Genomic DNA, 18090 nt, shown 5'->3' on the forward strand with positions numbered 1-18090 from the left:
CTTGTAAAAGTCGTGAGGTTTTTATTTGTCTAAAAAATAAATAATGAAAGTTTTTATAAACAAAAGAATTCCCGAAACAGGAATTACAATGCTGAAAGAAGCCGGTTTGGAAGTTACAATTCCGGAAAATGATGATCCGTCACGTGAAGAATGGCTACAATATTGTAAAAATACAGACGCCATTTTAAATGTCGGTGCCAATGCATTTGATCATGAATTTTTCGAGCAATGTCCTAATGTAAAAGCCATTGCTTTGTTCAGTGTAGGTTTTGATCATGTTGATATTAAAGAAGCCAGTAAAAGAAATATTCCGATAGGAAATACGCCGGATGTTTTGAGTCGGGCGACTTCAGATGTTGCATTTTTATTGATGCAATCGGTTTCCAGAAGAGCGAGTTTTTATTTTCAAAAAGTAAAAGATGGAAACTGGGGAAATTTTGATCCGCTTTATGAGCTTGGTCAGGAATTGTACGGTAAAACGTTGGGTATTTTTGGTTTAGGTAGAATCGGTTTTGAAATGGCTGAAAAATGCAAAAAAGCTTTCGGAATGAATATAATTTATCACAATAGAAATCATAATGAAGAAGCCGAAAAAGAACTTGATGCAAAATATGTTTCTTTCGATGAATTGATCGAGCAATCGGATGTTTTGAGTATTCATGCCAATTTTAAACCTGAACAAAGCAATCTTTTCAACGCTTCAGTTTTTGAAAGGATGAGAAAGAATGCCATTTTTGTGAATACAGCAAGAGGAGGTTTTCATAATCAGAAAGATTTGTATCAGGCTTTGGTATCCGGACAGATTTGGGGCGCCGGTTTAGATGTTACCAATCCTGAACCTATTGAAGATAATGATCCGATTTTACAGTTGCCGAATGTTTGCGTTCTTCCACATATTGGTTCGGCAACGATCGAAGCCAGAAACGGAATGGCAAGATTAGCGGCAGAAAATATTATTGCTTTTTCTAAAGGTGAAAAAATGCCGCATATTGCAAATCCAGAAGTGTATTAAATTTGAGATTTAAGGTTTGAAATTTGGAATTTGATTTCGATTTGGGAAATTTTGAAAAAAAAGGTACAATTTTCAACTTGATTCTTTCAACTTTTTCCTTGGCTCTTTAAAAAATGGACTCATTTTTGTCTATTCTTTAATAACACTAAAATAAATATTATGATAGCTGAAGATAACAAAAACGAACAAGACAGAAAACTGGAGGAGATGGATTACAAACCAAGTGAAGATATCTTCAACAAAGAAAAACACATTCCTTTGGATGGAGACGGAAATCCTATCATCAATCCCGGTCATGTTAATGATGGAATGCCTTATGGCTTAGATATTCCGGGAGCAGAAGATGATGATAATTTCGAACAAATCACAGACCAGCTTCCTGATGAAGAAAATAATCTATACAGCAGAAGCGATAATGAAGATGATCACGAAGAAGAGAATGAAGATATTATAAGTTAAAATACAAATCCCCGCAAAATTGATAGCGGGGATTTGTGTGTTTAGAAGAGTGTTTTTTCCAATTTATAGTGCATTGTTATTCAGATTTTCTTTTATAATAAAGCTGAATCAGTCCCGTTTCGTATGTTTTTACACTAACAAACTGGAGCTCTTGTTCTGGTCTTCCGTCTTTAAAAAGCCTGGTTCCATCGCCTAATAAAACAGGAACAACAGAAATTATAAACTCATCAACTAAGTTGTTCTTTAATAGTTCGTTTATTATTTCTGATCCTCCGTCACAATAAATATTTTTTCCTTTTTCAGATTGTAGTTGTTTCACCAAATCAGTCAGGTTTCCTGTGTAAAAAGTAGTTCTTCCCACATTGGGTCTTTCAGTCCTTGTAATCACGTAGACATCTCTTTTTCCGTTATCATAATGAGATGTCCCTATTTCTTTAAGCACATAATCATAAGTTTTTCTTCCGATAATTAAGGTATCAATGGTTTCGGTAAATTCTGTATAACCATAATCTTCGCCTTCTTTTTCTACGATTTTTAAGAAACTGAGATCATCATTCGGTTTAGCAATATAACCGTCTAAACTTGTGGCAATAAAAAGAGACACTTTTCGCATGGTTTTGTATTTATTTTAAGGTTAATAATATTTTGTCACAATACGATATTGATAATCGTAAAAATACATGTTTGTAAAAGTATGTGTAGCTTTTAGATTTTATAAATTTTGTATCTGTTTTTTAATTGAAAACGAGCTTGGAAATTAATGTAATTCGTAATTAATGATAATGAAGAGAAATACAATTTGAAAAGATTCAAAACTTATTCTTCTAATTTTTTCGCTTCTTTTTATTTTAAATATTAACTTTGGCAATCTTTGAATAATAAAAGAGCCGAGGTGATTTCAAAATCCCGAAAGCTCATAAAAATAGTACAGAATATGAAACTTAAGTACAGTCTGCTCGCTTTGGCAGCGCCTTTCTTAATGAATGCACAACAACTCATGACACCTGAAATCCTTTGGACTTTGAAAAAAGTAGGAGTGCAGGCTGTTTCTCCCGATCAATCGTCGCTGATTTATAAAGTCGGACAGGTTGATTTAAAAACTGAAAAAACAAAAAACGAAAATTATTTCCTGAATGTTATCAATAATCAGTCTTCTAAAATTGATTTAGGTAAAAAAGCTTTATTTCAGTGGGATAAAAACGGACTTTACGCTCAGGAAGGTGAGAAAATTTATCTTTCAAAAGACAGTGGGAAAACGTGGGCAGAATTTTACACCATCGGTGAAGCTGATAACATCGTTATTTCGCCGGATGGAAAGAAAATTGCTTTCAGCAAGCAGGTTTTGGTAGAAAAACTGATGGGGAAAGACAAATATGAAGATACTCCAAAAACGACTGCACAAGTTTATACAGATCTAAATCACAGACACTGGGATTATTTTAATGAAGGAAAATACAATCACGTTTTTGTGGTTAATACTTCTTCAAGTGTAGATTCTGCTAAAGATTTGTTGGAAGGGAAAACTTGGGACTCTCCACAAAGGCCTTTCGGTGGAGCGGAAGATTTTGTTTTTAGTCCAGATTCTTCACAGCTTTTATATGTTACAAAACCTAAAAGTGGCAAAGAATATTCTACAAGTACAAACACCGATATTTTTGCTTACGATTTAGCTTCAGCAACAACAAAAAATTTAACAGAAGGAATGATGGGTTATGATGTTAATCCAAAATTTTCACCAGATGGAAAATGGTTGTTGTGGCAAAGTATGGAACACGAAGGATACGAAGCCGATAAAAATGATATTGTGGTAATGGACTGGAAAACCGGTGCAAAAAGCAATATGACAGGAAACTGGGACGAAAGCGTAACCGGAACTACATTCTGGAGCAGCGATTCTAAAAGTATCTATTTTAATGCAGCATTTCGTGGAACCGTTCAGTTATTTTCTGTAGATCTTAAAAATGCAAAAGTAAGTCAGATTACAAAAGGGAATTTTGATGTAAGTGATATTTTTGCAGAAGGAAAAAAATCTCTTTTAGTTTCAAAAACGGATATCAATCACGGTGCAGAATTGTTCTCAGTAAATCTTAAAAACGGAGAATTAAGTCAGGTTACAGATGTCAATAAAGATACTTATGCAAAATTAGCACAGGGTAAATCTGAATTGAAAATGGTAAAAACTTCAGACGGAAAAGAAATGGGAGTGTGGTTTCATTACCCTCCAAACTTCGATCCGAATAAAAAATATCCAACTTTATTGTATTGTCAGGGAGGTCCACAATCTGGATTAACCCAATTTTTCAGCACAAGATGGAATTTTGCATTAATGGCTGCAAACGGTTATATTGTTGTTGCGCCAAACCGTCGCGGAATGCCGGGTTGGGGAACCAAATGGAATGAAGAAATCTCAAGAGATTGGGGTGGACAACCGATGAGGGATTATTTGGCAGCAACAGATTATGCTAAAACTTTCCCTTATGTAGATAGTGAAAGAGTTGCAGCTGTAGGAGCAAGTTACGGAGGGTACAGCGTATTTATGTTAGCTGGAATTCATGAGAATAGATTCAAAACATTCATCGCTCACGACGGATTATTTGATATGAAATCTTGGTATTTAACAACAGAAGAGCTTTGGTTTGCGAACTGGGATCTTGGTTCGCCTTGGGAAAAACCTCTACCAAAAGCATATACAGAATTTAATCCAAGCAATTTTGTAGAAAAATGGAATAAACCAATTATGATTATTCAGGGTGGAATTGATTTTAGAGTACCATACGAGCAAGGTCAGGAAGCCTTTCAATCTGCAAAGTTAAGAGGCTTAAAATCTAAATTAGTATATTTTCCGAACGAAAACCACTGGGTTCTTCATCCACAAAACGGTTTAGTTTGGCAGAGAGAATTTTTTGATTGGCTAAAAGAAACTTTGTAGAAAATGTTTTCACTCTAATTCCCCTCCTTTGGAGACGTGGATAAATTTTCAAAGAAAATTTAGACGGGGTGGTTTTTAATATTCTCAATATTTATAATACTATATAAATTATCAATAGAAGCGGGCTTTAGCCCGCTTTTTGTTTTTAAATATTCTTAAAGCTTTAGCCAAAATTTATATATTTGAATCATGCAAAACCGAATCTCATCATTCCCGCCATTTATCGATGAACAATCTGAAATTTTAATTTTAGGTTCAATTCCAGGTGTGAAATCTCTTGAGAAACAACAGTATTACGCTCATCCACAAAACAAATTCTGGAAAATTATTTTTGAATTGTTTAACGAAGAATTTACAGAAGATTATTCCGTGCGAATTAATATTTTAAAGAAAAATCACATTGCAATTTGGGATGTTATAGATTCCTGCGAAAGAAAAGGAAGCCTTGATTCTGAAATTAAAAATGAAGAAGCTAATCAGATTGAAAAACTGTTAGAAAATTATCCAAATATAAAAGCTGTTTTCTGTAACGGTGGAAAGTCGTATAAAAATCTACAGAAGTTATTAGGCAAAAATTTTAGAATTCCAATTTATTTATTGCCTTCTACAAGCCCGCTTCACACGATTTCTTTTGAAAGAAAATTTGAGGATTGGAAAAAGGTATTAGATTATTTATAAACTTTAAATATTTCCAATTAAAAAGATATATTTGTGCTTCACACATACTTTTATATGAAGAAAAATTTTTTGCTACTGTTTTGTTTTATTTCAAGCTTTGCTTTTTCGCAGTATAGTTTTGATTATAAATGTTATGATAATGAAACCCAAATTAAAGGTGAATATAAAGGCAATAAAAGAATCAATATAATCTATTTTAATTCGAAAAATAAAGATTTAATGGCCTATGATTATTATTTTTCTCAACAACCACTAAGGAGTTTTTTGTTATATAATTTTGAGACTAATAATTTATTTTCATATTCAATCAATCATAAAAGTGAATTTTCAAGTTTAAATCTAATCCATTCGTTTCCAATAAAAATTTACCAAGACGAAATAAAAATAGAACGGGTAGATGTAGAAGAAGTCTCGGGAAATATATGGATAATTAAAGCATTTCCATCTCAAAAAAGTAATAAATCTAAGCTTGAATTAAAAGTTGTATTAGAAAAAAGTGATTTCCCAATGCCAAGAATCAGATTTATGGATCTTTCCTCTAATATTCACAATAAAATATATGATGCACTCTTATCTAAATTAGTTTCTACAAATTATCAAATTATCAGTGTTACTACCGATTACAAAAATGGTGTAATTATGCATGAGGATATTTCACAATGTGAAAAAATAAATTTAAAGATCTTGACAAAAGAAAAATCTAACTATGAAATCAAAAAATAAGCGACTAAACTTAGTCGCTTATTTCTAAGAATATTTTTATTTTTCAACTCGATAAACCTCTTCATAAGGCTGTATCAAAACCCATCCATTTCCGGAAAACTTCATCTGAAATTCTTCGCCACTTCCTCTTCCGATTAAACTTTTAAAAGAAACATTGGTTTTTAGTTCAGGGCTTAAATTTCCAGACCAGGCTACAGTAGCATTCGGGTCTGTAAAAACTGGTGAATCCGGGGTTACCAATAAAGTTAAAGGCTCACCGTGAGTGGTAATTGCGATATGTCCTGTTCCTGAAAGTTTTACCTGAAACAATCCGCCCGACATTACTCCAGCAATACTTTTCAGCATGGTGATATCACTTTTTATACTTTGTTCGTGTGCCAAAACATCATTTCCGTTCACACAAACTGTTTCATTATTTAGATATAAAATCCTTACTTTTTTTCCATCATCTGCAACGTACAGTTTTCCGGTTCCTTCGGCTTTCATCAGTTTAGAACCTTCACCGCTGATTGCTTTTTTTAATAAATTCCCAAGTCCGCCCGAAAGCATTCCCTGTCTTTCAAAATTGATATTGCCGATATAACCAACCACGCTTCCTGTTTTTGTCCAGACCGCCTGATTATTTAAATTGATTTCTAAAAGCGCTGGTTTTTCCAGTTCGAAATAATCTCTTTCAAGAGGATTTTCTTTTGTTTCATTGACAAAAGATTCAATAGAATATTTGCTCATCGTATATATTTTTGATTAAGCCAAAATAATCATTTTTTAGATGATAATACATTAAAAATAATAAAATTTCTAGCCTCTAACCATCATGAATAAAGAGGAGTGAAATAAACACTTGACAAAGGGGTGTAGAATGTTGTATATTTGCACCTCGAAAATTACACCATGTAATTTCAAATAATTTTTAAACCGTAATTTAAAAAATGAAGACATCCGATTTTAATTTTGATCTCCCTGAAGAATTATTAGCTGAGCATCCTTCTGAACATAGAGATGAATCAAGGCTTATGGTTCTTGATAGAAAAGCTCAAACTATAGAACATAAATTATTCAAAGACGTAGTAGATTATTTCGACGAGAAAGATTTGTTCATTTTCAATAATACTAAAGTTTTCCCAGCTCGTCTTTACGGAAATAAAGAAAAAACAGGAGCTAAGATTGAAGTTTTCTTGTTGAGAGAACTAGATAAAGAAACTCGTGTTTGGGATGTTTTGGTAGATCCTGCAAGAAAAATAAGAATTGGTAATAAATTATTCTTTACTGAAGATGAATCTTTGGTTGCTGAGGTGATCGATAACACAACTTCAAGAGGTAGAACTTTAAGATTCTTATTTGATGGTTCTTATGAAGAATTCAGATCAAAATTGAAAGAATTAGGAGAAACTCCGCTTCCTAAATATATCAAAAGAGATGTAGAGCCAGAAGATGCTGAAAGATATCAGACGATTTATGCAAAAGTAGAAGGAGCTGTAGCAGCACCAACTGCAGGTTTGCACTTCTCTAAGCATTTAATGAAAAGATTAGAAATCAAAGGAATTGATTTTGCTGAGGTAACGCTTCACGTTGGATTAGGAACTTTCAACCCAATCGAGGTAGAAGATCTTTCAAAGCATAAAATGGAATCTGAAGAGATTATCATCGATGAAAAAAATGCTGAAATCATCAACAAAGCTGTTCAGGAAAACAGAAGAGTTTGTGCAGTAGGAACTACAACGATGAGAGCAATTGAAACTTCTGTTTCTTCAAACAGAAAAATTTCAGCTTTCAATGGTTGGACTAATAAATTCATTTATCCGCCACACGATTTTGGAATTGCTAATACAATGATTACCAATTTCCATACACCAAAATCTACTTTGATGATGATGATTGCTGCATTTGCAGGAAAAGATTTCCTAATGCATGCCTATGAAGAAGCCGTAAAAGAAAAGTATAAATTCTATTCTTACGGTGACGCAATGCTAATTATTTAAAAAGATAATAGGAATTAGGATTTAGGGCTTAGTTTGTCCCTAAATCCTAAGTCCTAATACCTAAATCTACAATGAAAGATATAAGAACTCTATCCCTCGACCAACTTAAAGATTATTTTGGGTCTTTAGGAGAAAAACCGTTTCGTGCGAAACAGGTTTACGATTGGCTGTGGAGCAAAAATCTACATTCAATAGAGGAGATGACGAATCTTTCAAAGCAGCTTCGTGACAGAATTTCTGAGGAATATACCATCAATCCTGTTTCTGTAGATCAGCTTCAGAAGAGCACAGACGGAACCATAAAAAACGGAGTGAAACTTCACGACGGTTTATTGGTAGAATCTGTTTTAATTCCGACAGAAACCAGAACGACAGCTTGTGTTTCTTCACAGGTGGGATGTTCTTTAAACTGCGAATTTTGTGCAACGGCAAGACTCAAAAGAATGAGAAATCTTGAAGTTGCTGAAATCGTAGATCAGGTTGCGTTAATCGACAGCCAAAGCAAAATGTATTTCAACAGACCGCTTTCCAATATCGTATTTATGGGAATGGGTGAGCCGATGATGAATTACAAAAATGTAGTTGAAGCGATCAGAAAAATTACTCAACCGGAAGGTTTGGGGATGTCACCAAGAAGAATCACTGTTTCTACATCCGGACTTCCGAAGATGATAAAAATGCTCGCAGATGATGATTTGCGTGTGAAATTAGCCTTGTCACTTCACTCAGCGATAGAATCTAAGCGTAACGAAATTATGCCGTTCTCGGATAAATTTCCTTTGACGGATATTATGGAGTCTCTTCAATATTGGTACAAAAAAACAGGCTCAGTCATTACTTTTGAATATTGTGTCTGGAAAGGAATTAATGATGGCGATGAAGATATTAAAGCTTTAATTAAATATTGCAAGCAAGTTCCTTCTAAAGTAAATTTAATTCAATACAACCCAATCGGTGACGGAAAATACGATCAGTGTAACAAAAAAGCCGAAGACAACTATGTTCGTCAGCTTGAAAATGCCGGAATTACCGTTATGATCCGTAAAAGTAGAGGAGGTGATATTGATGCAGCTTGTGGGCAGTTAGCCAATAAAGTTACCGACTAAATTCTATTTAATCAATATCTTCTCTAAAGGTTTTTGATTATTCTTAACAGTCCGTTTATACTTAAAATCTTATTTTTGTAGAATGAAGAAGATCATTCTATTATTTATCCTATTCTTTTTTCAGACTGCTTTTTCTCAACAGGCAGAAATTTTTAAGCTTAAAAAATATAGAATTGCAGTTCTCAACGATTCGATTCAGGAAACTTCAGGATTGAATTTTTTTGATGGTAAACTATACACCTTCAACGACAGCGGAAATCCTGCAGAATTGTATGAAATCGATAAAAATTCAGGAAAAATTTTAAAAGTTTTAAAAACAAATGCCGAAAATAAAGATTGGGAAGCATTAACCAACGATGGCAAAAACTTCTACATCGGAGATTTTGGAAACAATGCAGGAACGCGACAACATTTAAAAATTTATAAAATCCCTTTTCAAAATAATCAGTTGCAAAATGATTCAATGAAAATGATTTCTTTTTATTATCCTGAGCAAAAAGATTTTACATCGAGAAATATTAATACAGATTTTGATTTGGAATCGATGATTTATTTAAACGGTAAAATACATATTTTCACAAAAGAATGGGCTTCAAAATCGACTACGCATTACACGCTCGATCCAGAAAATTTTGAAAATCAAGCTGCCGAAAAAGTTGAATCTTACAAAACAAATTTTGTCGTTACAGACGCATCTTATTTTGATAAAAAACTTTATGTAGTAGGATATACCAAGAAAACGGAAGTCTTTCTAAATATCTTTAATGAATCTGAACCCGGAATATTTTTCAAAGAAAAACCAAGACATCTTTATTTGGGAAGTGCTTTAACAATTGGTCAGATTGAAGGAATTGCTGTTGATGAAACTGGTGTTTATATTTCCGGCGAAAAATTTTATTCACCCATCAAGAAAACCAAACCATTTTTTTATTTTATTCCCAAAGAAAAACTCCAACTTTAATTTCTGTTAAAATTGGCGGAAAAAAATTATCTTTGTGAGAATTAATAAATACTCACCCATCATTCTTACTTCGTGGCAAACATTGTAGAAGAAATCAAGCAGCCGATCAATGAGGAAATGAAACTTTTCGAGCAGAAGTTTTATGAATCTATGCAGAGCAGAGTCGCTTTACTCGATAAAGTTACCCGTTTTATTGTTACCACAAAAGGAAAACAGATGCGTCCAATGTTTGTGTTTTTGTGCGCAAAACTGATTGGAGATGTCAACGAAAAAACATATCGTGGCGCTTCAATGATCGAGTTGATTCACACGGCAACTTTGGTGCACGATGATGTGGTGGATGAAAGTTTTAAACGTCGTAATTTCTTTTCAATCAATGCATTGTGGAAGAATAAGATTGCGGTTTTAGTTGGTGATTTTTTACTTTCAAAAGCGGTTTTGCTTTCTACCGACCATAAAGATTACGATTTACTTTCCGTGATTTCCAGAACCATCAGAGAAATGTCTGAAGGTGAACTTCTTCAGTTGGAAAAAGCGAGGAAACTCGATATTACCGAAGATGTTTATTACGAAATTATCCGTCAGAAAACGGCTACTTTAATTGCTGCATGTTGCGAAATCGGAGCTTTGTCAAATGGAGCTGATGAAAATTTAGCTAAAAAAATGATGCAGTTCGGTACTTACACAGGAATGGCTTTTCAGATCAAAGATGATTTATTTGACTATTTAAGTTCAAACGTCATCGGAAAACCAGTTGGAATCGATATCAAAGAACAGAAAATGACTCTACCTTTGATTCATACTTTAAAAATAGCTAGCGAAACCGACAGAAAGTATTATTTCAATACAATTAAGCGTTACAATAATGACCAGAAACGAGTAAAAGAGCTAATCGCTTTTGTAAAAAGTTCGGGAGGATTAGACTATGCAATTACCGTAATGAAAGATTTTCAGCAAAAAGCAAAAGATATCCTTAATGAATTTCCGGATTCTCAGGTTAGAGAATCATTACATAAAATGCTTGATTACGTTATTGAAAGAAAGTTCTAAAAGATTTTTTTGTTTATTTTAATTCTCGAAGATTAGGGAAATTTAGCAGATTTAAAATAAATCAGCGCAATCTGCAAAATCAGCGAGAGATATTTATAGGTTAATTTTAAAATGATTTTAAAAAAGTTCTTAATCTAAAATCATTGTTGTAATCATAATCACCGACAAAACAATACAAAATAAAGCGGTTAAAAATAAATAATCCGCAATCTGCTCGTATCTATTCTCCATCTTTTCTTTCTTTGATCTTATTGACATAAATGAGAAAAAACAGCTGCATGCAAAAAATACACATGCAACTCCCGCAAACTCATCTAAATAAGTGTTGTGGCTCGTTTTTGTGATTTTAAGTGAGGTGATAATCAGCATCGAAAAACCCAGTAAATTGCTGGATGCATTCAGAATATGGGACGATTTTTTTTCCATTTTTTTATATTATGTAAAATTAAGATAGAATAATCTTGATTATCAAATTTTTAAAAAACATTATTGAAAATTAAAATTAATATAAAAAGTGTATATTAGCAAAATACTTCATTAATAAAATTAATTTAATATTTGGCAATGCAAACAACCTATATTGAAACTCAACAGATCTCCTTTCAAGATTTTAAAAATCAAATACTTGAAGACTATAAGTTAGGAAGAATCTCTCGTGAAATGTCTTATCTTGGCAGAAGAGAAGTACTTACCGGAAAAGCTAAATTTGGAATTTTTGGAGACGGAAAAGAGCTTCCGCAGCTTGCAATGGCAAAAGTTTTCAAAAATGGTGATTTCCGTTCAGGATATTACAGAGATCAAACCTTTGCTTTGGCAGCAGATGCTTTGACGGTTGAAAGTTTCTTTGCACAGTTGTATGCTGATACGAGTGTAGAAAGAGAACCTGCTTCAGCTGGAAGACAGATGAATGGTCACTTTGCAACAAGAAGTTTGAATGAAGACGGAAGCTGGAAAGATTTAACGGCTCAGAAAAATATTTCTTCAGATATTTCTCCAACGGCTGGTCAAATGCCTAGATTATTAGGATTGGCACAGGCTTCAAAAATATATAAGACCGTAAAATTTGACGGTTCTGAAAAATTCTCAAGAGAAGGTAACGAAATTGCTTTCGGAACAATTGGAGATGCTTCTACAGCAGAAGGTCATTTCTGGGAGACTTTGAATGCTGCTTGTGCGCTTCAGGTTCCTATGATTGTCTCTATTTGGGATGACGGGTACGGAATTTCTGTTCCAACAAAAAATCAGAGAGCAAAAGCGGATATCGCTGAAATGTTGAGCGGTTTCCAAAGAAAAGAAGGTGAAAACCAAGGTTGTGAAATTATTCAGGTGAAAGCTTGGGATTATCCTGCATTATTGGATGCTTATGCAAGAGCTGAGCAGTTTGCAAGAATGGAAAGCGTTCCTGTTGTAGTTCACGTAATTGAAGTTACGCAGCCTCAAGGTCACTCAACTTCAGGTTCTCATGAAAGATATAAGAATGAAGAGCGTTTATCTTGGGAATCTCAGTTTGACGGATTATTGAAATTCAGAGAATGGATTTTGAATTATTCAATCGAGATTGAAGGAAATGAAGAAGTTTTGGCAACTGTTGAAGAACTAGATTCAATAGATGATGAAGCTAAAAAAATGGTAAAAGCCGGACAGAAAAATGCATGGGAAAATTACCAGAAAACAATTACAGATTTAATCAATTCAGTTTTACCTTTAGTTGAAAATCTTAAAGGACAGAATACTGAAATTGAAAATTATATCAGCCAGTTCAATAAATTGGTTTCAAAAGCGAAGAAAGATGTTTTCCATTTGGTGAGAAAATCTTTATTGGCTACAAGAGGAACAAATTCTGCGGAAAGAAATCAATTGATGCAGAAATATAATGAGATTTTTGAGGTTGAAAAAGACAATTATTCTTCTCATTTGTATTCTCAGTCTCAGTGGAAAGCTGAAAATATTCAGGAAATCAAGCCAATTTATTCTGATGCTTCGGAAGATGTAGACGGAAGAGTAGTGGTAAGAAATAATTTCGATAAAATATTCGAAAAATACCCTCAAACTTTAGTCTTTGGAGAAGATGCCGGAAATATCGGTGACGTCAACCAAGGTCTTGAAGGAATGCAGGAAAAATACGGTGACGTTCGTGTTGCCGATACAGGAATCCGTGAAGCTACAATTTTGGGTCAGGGAATCGGAATGGCGATGAGAGGTTTAAGACCAATCGCAGAGATCCAGTATTTAGACTATATTTTGTATTGCTTACAAGGGATGAGTGATGATTTGGCGACGGTTCAGTACAGAACAAAAGGAGGTCAGAAATCACCTGTGATCATCAGAACAAGAGGTCACAGATTGGAAGGAGTTTGGCATTCAGGTTCGCCAATGGCGGGAATTTTGAACCTTTCTAAAGGTATTTTGGTATTGGTTCCAAGAAACTTAACGAAAGCTGCAGGATTCTACAACACAATGCTTCAAAGTGACGATCCAGCTGTGATTGTTGAATGTCTGAACGGATATAGATTAAAAGAAAAACAACCGGATAACTTAGGTGAATTTACTGTTCCTGTTGGAAAAATTGAAGTTACAAAAGAAGGAAAAGACGTAACATTGGTAACCTACGGTTCGACTTGGAGAATTGTAATGGAAGCAGCGGAAGAACTTGAAAAATTAGGAATCTCTGCAGAAGTTATTGATGTTCAGTCATTAATTCCTTTCGATTTAACGCACGAAATTGCTGAAAGCGTAAAGAGAACCAACAGATTGGTCGTAATCGACGAAGATGTAGAAGGAGGAACTTCAGCGTTTATTCTTCAGCAGATTTTAGAAAAACAAAAAGCTTTCAGATTTTTAGATTCAGATCCGTTGACGATTGCTGCAAATGATCACAGACCAGCTTATGCAAGTGACGGAGATTATTTCTCTAAGCCATCTTCTGATGATATGGTTGAAAGAATTTACGCCATGTTTAATGAAACAAATCCTCAGAAATATCCTGCGATATTTTAATTGAGATTTTAGATAAATTTTGAAACCGCTTTCTTTTTGGAAGCGGTTTTTTTATTGAAGAACATCAACTTTTTAAGTGTAGCTTACTCTCAATAAAATCTAATAAATATTCTGCTGAATTTCCTGAAGTATCGTATTGTATATGAAGATAAAATACAATGAAAAATAATACAATTACTATCGACAATGGAATATTAAACTTTCCCTCAATACAAAATCTTTTTCCGTTGTTATCTGGTAAAGCAGAAATAATTAAGATAGTGAGTAAGAACGAGTAAATATGGTTCCAGCGAAACCAATCTGCTCCTAAATAATAAAGCGGGCTAACCCATGCCATAGAAATTAGGATGAATATTTTAAAAACATTTTTGTACTGAGGTAAATATTTTTTCACAAAAAAGAATGATAGAAAAGTCATACAAAATAACTCCAATGCAAATAAAATATATGATTGATAGGCAAGGAGCATATTTTTTCTTTCTTCTAAGGCGTCATATGTGAAAATATTCCATTTGCTCAGTTCAATTCCACGGTTTTTTAATATTTCAATGCTCTGTCCCTGATTAATTTCGTCACCGAAAAAGAACAAAAATGTAATTACGAGTGTTGATGCTAAAAAAAGACTTCCTAAATATTTTACATCTGGTTTTTTTGTTTTTAAGATGTAAGCAACCATTACAAATGGTAAGTAAAAATAAAAAAGCTCATGAAGGAATAAGCCTAAAATAAAACCAGCAAAAAGAAAATATTTTTTAAATTGAGTAGATTTTCCATACATGAAGAATAAGACTAATGCTAATAAAACGATCTCTTTTCTTCCGGAATTGAAAACATTGACGGGTAAATACAAAAGACAAAGTGGTGAACAAATTAATAGTAAAATATCCCAATTGATCTTTTTTGCTAAAATAAGTCGAATCAAAAAATAGAAAATAAGCCCAATAAAAATTGCCTGAATGCAAAAAATCTGCATTTGTAACGAAATATGAAATTGGTCCTGAATAAAGAACAGAAAGCTTCCGGATAGGCCTCTTCTTTTAAATCCTCCGTCTTGATAATTAATCAGCCAGTCAGAAGCAGTCCAGCTAATTTGTGGAAGCTTAGATTTTATATACAGCTGTATTAGAACATAAGCCAAAACGCTTAGAAGAAAACCTAAATAGGCATAAAGTTTTATCTCTTTTGAAGCTTTTATCATTCAGATAGAATTCAAGCTACAAAAAAAAGAAATATATTAGATAAAATCATCTCATTATAAAGAAATTGTTATAGAAATCTGTAAATTCAATATTTATAATATTCCAAAGTAATAAGAATTCATCTCATGAAAATCACAAAGCTTGTCATTCTCTTCAATTACCAGAAAATCCTTCTAGGAATTATTGTTTCTATTGTTCTTTTTGGATTGTCATTTTTTATTAAGTTGACTCTTGTTGTTTTGTTATTCAGAATTTTAGGTGTTCTTATTATTCTGAATATCATTGCTTCACTCGTTGCTTCTTATATTTTGTATGACAATTCAGATTTATATGAATTAAACAATTTAAAAGGAATTATAGATTGGAATAAAACTAAAAATGTTGTTTTAGTTCACGCCAGTTTTGATCCTTTATCGAAAAGTTTGGAAGAAAAATATCCTAATTTAAATTTAACAGTTTGTGATATTTTTGGAAATCGTCACGAACAGGAAAAAGGAATTGAAACTTCAAAAAAGATATTTCCTCCCAATCCTAAAGAAATAAAAATAAAACCTCATCAATTGCTTTTTGAAGATTGTTCTCAAAATGTAATTCTTGCCATAACTGCACTTCACGAAATTTTGGATCACGACCAAAGAGTTTTATTCTTTAAAGAAGCTAAAAGAGTTTTAAAAGATGATGGTTTGATCGTTATTTCAGAGCAGTTCAGGGATTTTACCAACTTTGTTTTCTTCAATATCGGAGCCTTTCATTTTTTAAGCAAAAAGCAATGGCAAAAAGCAATTTCGGAAGCAGGTTTGGAGATTGCTGAGAATAAAAAAATTACACCGTTTGCGAATATGCTAATAGTAAGAAATAGGATATTGGGAGGTGTTTAATTTGTTAAATTATTTAAATTCAAAATCAATGAAAATCAGATTTTTATATTTTTGTCTTATACTAATTATTATAAGTTGCAAAGATGAAAGAAAAGAAGTTTTGCTAGCAGACAGAGAAGCTCCTTTAGGTTTGATATATTTGAAAATATATGATGATAAAAGTTTTGAATTTATTTCTAAAGGAATGATAAGAGATAAAGATGTCTACACGGGAAATTATGCATTAAAGAATGATACTCTTTACTTTAAATATAACGATTCCATTCCAAAAGCAGGCTCAAAAGCTATCATTCAGAATGGTTATGTGAGTTATATTAATGGAACTTATCCTGAAAATGTTCAGATTAAACTTAATAAATTATAGGAATATTAAACAACCACCTTTTTCTTTTCCTTTTTTTCTAAAAGAGTCTTGCAATCCTTAGCTTTCTCAGGATCATAAACATGATATTTTGTTTCCCATTCTTCCAATTGGTATAAGATAGGTAAAAGCGCCAATCCTTTTTCTGTCAACGAATATTCTACTCTTGGTGGAAGTTCTTTAAACTCTTCACGAATGATTAATCCGTCAGTTTGCATTTCTTTTAATTGATCGGTCAGAACTTTTCTTGAAATAACATTAATGCGTACAGCAAGTTCTCCAAAACGTAGTTTTCGGTCTTTAATAACCAATACGATTATCGGTTTCCATTTGCTTCCCAATGCAGACATTGCTTTGCCTAAAGGGCAGCTGTATTGCATCAATTCGTTTTGTTTCATAGCAGAATACAATTAATTAAATCAGTAAAACTTAAGATATATAAAAATAAAAATCTCTGATTTTTAAAATAACTTAAATGTTCTTATTTACATACATCTATTAGACTTAAAGTAGTAATCTTTTGTGACTTTTATGGTTTAGAAAATTAAACGTTACTTTCAAGTTACTAATGTAAGTTACCGCAAAGTTACCACAAAGTTACCACTATTTTTTCATTGAAAGATACAAAAACAAACTATTATTAGTTACTTTGTGTAACAATTACAAACAAATACTTTAAAAATGAGTACAGAATCATTGTTTAAACCTTTTCAATACAAAAATTTAGAACTAAAAAATAGAATAGTAATGGCTCCGATGACGAGAGCGCAATCTGATAACGGAGTTCCCACTCAGCAAATTGCAGATTATTATGCAAGAAGAGCAGCTTCGGAAGTTGGATTGATTCTTTCTGAAGGAACGGTGATCAACAGACCCGGATCTAAAAATCTACAAAATATCCCAGATTTTTATGGAACTGAAGCATTAAACGGCTGGAAAAACGTGATCGATGCAGTTCATCAAAATGGAGGAAAAATGGGACCACAGATTTGGCATGTTGGTGATACCAGAATGGCAGAAGATTATCCTTTAGTGGATATGGAAAAAGCTTCTACAATGACTTTGGAAGACCTTCAGAATACGATTACTCAGTTTGCGGCTTCGGCAAAATCGGCAAAAGATTTAGGATTTGATGTTTTGGAAATTCACGGCGCTCATGGTTATTTAATTGACCAGTTTTTCTGGGAAGTAACCAATACCAGAACTGACGAATACGGAGGAAAAACATTAAAAGAAAGAAGCAAATTTGCGGTGGATGTTGTAAAAGCAATGCGAGCTGCAGTAGGAGAGGATTTCACAATTATTATCCGTCTTTCTCAATGGAAGCAGCAGGATTATAAAAGCAGATTAGCTTTAGATCCTAATGAAATGGAAGATTGGTTGTTGCCATTAAAAGAAGCCGGAGTAGATATTTTCCACTGTTCACAAAGACGTTTTTGGGAACCTGAATTTGAAGGTTCAGATTTGAATTTCGCAGGTTGGGCAAAAAAACTGACTGGTCAACCGACAATTACCGTAGGTTCTGTAGGATTAAATGGTGATTTTATGGCAGCTTTTGCAGGAGAAGGTTCAGAAAAAGCAGACCTTAAAGAATTGGTAAGAAGACTTGACCGTGAAGATTTTGATTTGGTTGCGGTAGGACGTGCTTTGTTGAGCGACTACCAATGGGCAAAGAAAATTAAAGATGGCAGAGTAGAAGAACTTACAGATTTTGCTGGGTCTAGTTTAGGAGTGCTTTATTAAAAAACTTACAGTGAA

General features: G+C 33.2%; 18 protein-coding genes. 13 read left to right on the forward strand and 5 right to left on the reverse strand.

Translation table 11 applies throughout. The annotated features are described in order from the left end of the window. Positions 1–43: 43 nt before the first annotated feature. Both FDY99_RS17725 and FDY99_RS17730 read left to right on the forward strand, forming a co-directional pair. On the forward strand, positions 44–1012 hold the full coding sequence (locus FDY99_RS17725; RefSeq protein ID WP_139423098.1) for a 2-hydroxyacid dehydrogenase: 969 nt from the start codon (positions 44–46) through the stop codon (positions 1010–1012). 159 nt (positions 1013–1171) lie between these two features. Then, on the forward strand, positions 1172–1471 hold the full coding sequence (locus FDY99_RS17730; RefSeq protein ID WP_139423099.1) for a hypothetical protein: 300 nt from the start codon (positions 1172–1174) through the stop codon (positions 1469–1471). 76 nt (positions 1472–1547) lie between these two features. Here the strand turns inward: FDY99_RS17730 and FDY99_RS17735 are convergent, their stop codons facing one another. After that, the gene (locus FDY99_RS17735) at positions 1548–2084 is read right to left on the reverse strand and encodes a dihydrofolate reductase family protein (RefSeq protein ID WP_139423100.1); all 537 of its coding nucleotides are present in this window, start codon (positions 2082–2084) and stop codon (positions 1548–1550) included. A gap of 321 nt (positions 2085–2405) precedes the next feature. Here FDY99_RS17735 and FDY99_RS17740 point away from each other — a divergent pair, with 321 nt between their 5' ends. The 3 genes from FDY99_RS17740 (at position 2406) to FDY99_RS17750 (ending at position 5801) form a co-directional block, all read left to right on the forward strand. Continuing rightward, positions 2406–4400, forward strand: a complete 1995-nt coding sequence (locus FDY99_RS17740; RefSeq protein ID WP_139423101.1) for a S9 family peptidase — start codon at positions 2406–2408, stop codon at positions 4398–4400. A gap of 189 nt (positions 4401–4589) precedes the next feature. Next, on the forward strand, positions 4590–5078 hold the full coding sequence (locus FDY99_RS17745; RefSeq protein WP_139423102.1) for a DNA-deoxyinosine glycosylase: 489 nt from the start codon (positions 4590–4592) through the stop codon (positions 5076–5078). A gap of 54 nt (positions 5079–5132) precedes the next feature. Next, positions 5133–5801: a hypothetical protein gene (locus FDY99_RS17750; RefSeq protein ID WP_139423103.1), complete on the forward strand. Its 669-nt coding sequence runs from the start codon at positions 5133–5135 to the stop codon at positions 5799–5801. A 36-nt stretch (positions 5802–5837) separates the two neighbouring features. Here the strand turns inward: FDY99_RS17750 and FDY99_RS17755 are convergent, their stop codons facing one another. Further along, positions 5838–6530: an AIM24 family protein gene (locus FDY99_RS17755; protein WP_139423104.1), complete on the reverse strand. Its 693-nt coding sequence runs from the start codon at positions 6528–6530 to the stop codon at positions 5838–5840. 200 nt (positions 6531–6730) lie between these two features. Here FDY99_RS17755 and queA point away from each other — a divergent pair, with 200 nt between their 5' ends. From queA to FDY99_RS17775, 4 genes are all read left to right on the forward strand, one after another. Continuing rightward, a complete protein-coding gene (queA, locus tag FDY99_RS17760; RefSeq protein ID WP_074229469.1) occupies positions 6731–7780 on the forward strand; it encodes a tRNA preQ1(34) S-adenosylmethionine ribosyltransferase-isomerase QueA in 1050 nt (349 codons plus the stop codon). Positions 7781–7851: 71 nt separating this feature from the next. Continuing rightward, positions 7852–8886: a 23S rRNA (adenine(2503)-C(2))-methyltransferase RlmN gene (gene rlmN, locus FDY99_RS17765; protein WP_139423105.1), complete on the forward strand. Its 1035-nt coding sequence runs from the start codon at positions 7852–7854 to the stop codon at positions 8884–8886. Between the two features lie 82 nt (positions 8887–8968). Further along, positions 8969–9847 (forward strand): hypothetical protein, encoded by an 879-nt coding sequence (locus FDY99_RS17770; RefSeq protein ID WP_139423106.1) that lies wholly within the window; start codon positions 8969–8971, stop codon positions 9845–9847. Between the two features lie 72 nt (positions 9848–9919). Next, complete coding sequence (locus tag FDY99_RS17775; RefSeq protein ID WP_074229466.1) at positions 9920–10897, forward strand: polyprenyl synthetase family protein; 978 nt, start codon at positions 9920–9922, stop codon at positions 10895–10897. Between the two features lie 129 nt (positions 10898–11026). Here FDY99_RS17775 and FDY99_RS17780 read toward each other — a convergent pair whose 3' ends face one another. Further along, on the reverse strand, positions 11027–11323 hold the full coding sequence (locus FDY99_RS17780; RefSeq protein WP_102978599.1) for a hypothetical protein: 297 nt from the start codon (positions 11321–11323) through the stop codon (positions 11027–11029). Positions 11324–11461: 138 nt separating this feature from the next. Here FDY99_RS17780 and FDY99_RS17785 point away from each other — a divergent pair, with 138 nt between their 5' ends. Next, a complete protein-coding gene (locus tag FDY99_RS17785; RefSeq protein ID WP_139423107.1) occupies positions 11462–13894 on the forward strand; it encodes an alpha-ketoacid dehydrogenase subunit alpha/beta in 2433 nt (810 codons plus the stop codon). A 64-nt stretch (positions 13895–13958) separates the two neighbouring features. Here FDY99_RS17785 and FDY99_RS17790 read toward each other — a convergent pair whose 3' ends face one another. Continuing rightward, a complete protein-coding gene (locus tag FDY99_RS17790) occupies positions 13959–15092 on the reverse strand; it encodes a hypothetical protein (protein WP_139423108.1) in 1134 nt (377 codons plus the stop codon). A gap of 126 nt (positions 15093–15218) precedes the next feature. Here FDY99_RS17790 and FDY99_RS17795 point away from each other — a divergent pair, with 126 nt between their 5' ends. Continuing rightward, on the forward strand, positions 15219–15971 hold the full coding sequence (locus FDY99_RS17795; protein ID WP_139423109.1) for a class I SAM-dependent methyltransferase: 753 nt from the start codon (positions 15219–15221) through the stop codon (positions 15969–15971). A gap of 28 nt (positions 15972–15999) precedes the next feature. Next, the gene (locus tag FDY99_RS17800) at positions 16000–16335 is read left to right on the forward strand and encodes a hypothetical protein (protein WP_139423110.1); all 336 of its coding nucleotides are present in this window, start codon (positions 16000–16002) and stop codon (positions 16333–16335) included. Positions 16336–16340: 5 nt separating this feature from the next. On the opposite strand, the gene FDY99_RS17805 is transcribed toward FDY99_RS17800, so the two are convergent. Beyond that, positions 16341–16730 (reverse strand): winged helix-turn-helix transcriptional regulator, encoded by a 390-nt coding sequence (locus FDY99_RS17805; protein ID WP_139423111.1) that lies wholly within the window; start codon positions 16728–16730, stop codon positions 16341–16343. 283 nt (positions 16731–17013) lie between these two features. On the opposite strand from FDY99_RS17805, the gene FDY99_RS17810 reads away from it, so the two are divergent. Next, on the forward strand, positions 17014–18075 hold the full coding sequence (locus tag FDY99_RS17810; protein WP_139423112.1) for an NADH:flavin oxidoreductase: 1062 nt from the start codon (positions 17014–17016) through the stop codon (positions 18073–18075). The last annotated feature ends 15 nt before the right edge of the window (positions 18076–18090 follow it).

The organism is Chryseobacterium mulctrae (assembly GCF_006175945.1).
Classification (GTDB): domain Bacteria; phylum Bacteroidota; class Bacteroidia; order Flavobacteriales; family Weeksellaceae; genus Chryseobacterium; species Chryseobacterium mulctrae.

What these genes read in the sequence shown, in the direction of transcription:
- FDY99_RS17805 (WP_139423111.1), bottom strand. Translation starts at nt 16,730, where the DNA reads ATGAAACAAAACGAATTGATGCAATACAGCTGCCCTTTAGGCAAAGCA.
- FDY99_RS17745 (WP_139423102.1), top strand. Translation starts at nt 4,590, where the DNA reads ATGCAAAACCGAATCTCATCATTCCCGCCATTTATCGATGAACAATCT.
- rlmN (WP_139423105.1), top strand. Translation starts at nt 7,852, where the DNA reads ATGAAAGATATAAGAACTCTATCCCTCGACCAACTTAAAGATTATTTT.
- FDY99_RS17790 (WP_139423108.1), bottom strand. Translation starts at nt 15,092, where the DNA reads ATGATAAAAGCTTCAAAAGAGATAAAACTTTATGCCTATTTAGGTTTT.
- FDY99_RS17755 (WP_139423104.1), bottom strand. Translation starts at nt 6,530, where the DNA reads ATGAGCAAATATTCTATTGAATCTTTTGTCAATGAAACAAAAGAAAAT.
- FDY99_RS17780 (WP_102978599.1), bottom strand. Translation starts at nt 11,323, where the DNA reads ATGGAAAAAAAATCGTCCCATATTCTGAATGCATCCAGCAATTTACTG.
- FDY99_RS17730 (WP_139423099.1), top strand. Translation starts at nt 1,172, where the DNA reads ATGATAGCTGAAGATAACAAAAACGAACAAGACAGAAAACTGGAGGAG.
- FDY99_RS17725 (WP_139423098.1), top strand. Translation starts at nt 44, where the DNA reads ATGAAAGTTTTTATAAACAAAAGAATTCCCGAAACAGGAATTACAATG.
- FDY99_RS17800 (WP_139423110.1), top strand. Translation starts at nt 16,000, where the DNA reads ATGAAAATCAGATTTTTATATTTTTGTCTTATACTAATTATTATAAGT.
- FDY99_RS17770 (WP_139423106.1), top strand. Translation starts at nt 8,969, where the DNA reads ATGAAGAAGATCATTCTATTATTTATCCTATTCTTTTTTCAGACTGCT.
- FDY99_RS17785 (WP_139423107.1), top strand. Translation starts at nt 11,462, where the DNA reads ATGCAAACAACCTATATTGAAACTCAACAGATCTCCTTTCAAGATTTT.
- FDY99_RS17750 (WP_139423103.1), top strand. Translation starts at nt 5,133, where the DNA reads ATGAAGAAAAATTTTTTGCTACTGTTTTGTTTTATTTCAAGCTTTGCT.
- FDY99_RS17740 (WP_139423101.1), top strand. Translation starts at nt 2,406, where the DNA reads ATGAAACTTAAGTACAGTCTGCTCGCTTTGGCAGCGCCTTTCTTAATG.
- FDY99_RS17810 (WP_139423112.1), top strand. Translation starts at nt 17,014, where the DNA reads ATGAGTACAGAATCATTGTTTAAACCTTTTCAATACAAAAATTTAGAA.
- FDY99_RS17735 (WP_139423100.1), bottom strand. Translation starts at nt 2,084, where the DNA reads ATGCGAAAAGTGTCTCTTTTTATTGCCACAAGTTTAGACGGTTATATT.
- FDY99_RS17795 (WP_139423109.1), top strand. Translation starts at nt 15,219, where the DNA reads ATGAAAATCACAAAGCTTGTCATTCTCTTCAATTACCAGAAAATCCTT.
- queA (WP_074229469.1), top strand. Translation starts at nt 6,731, where the DNA reads ATGAAGACATCCGATTTTAATTTTGATCTCCCTGAAGAATTATTAGCT.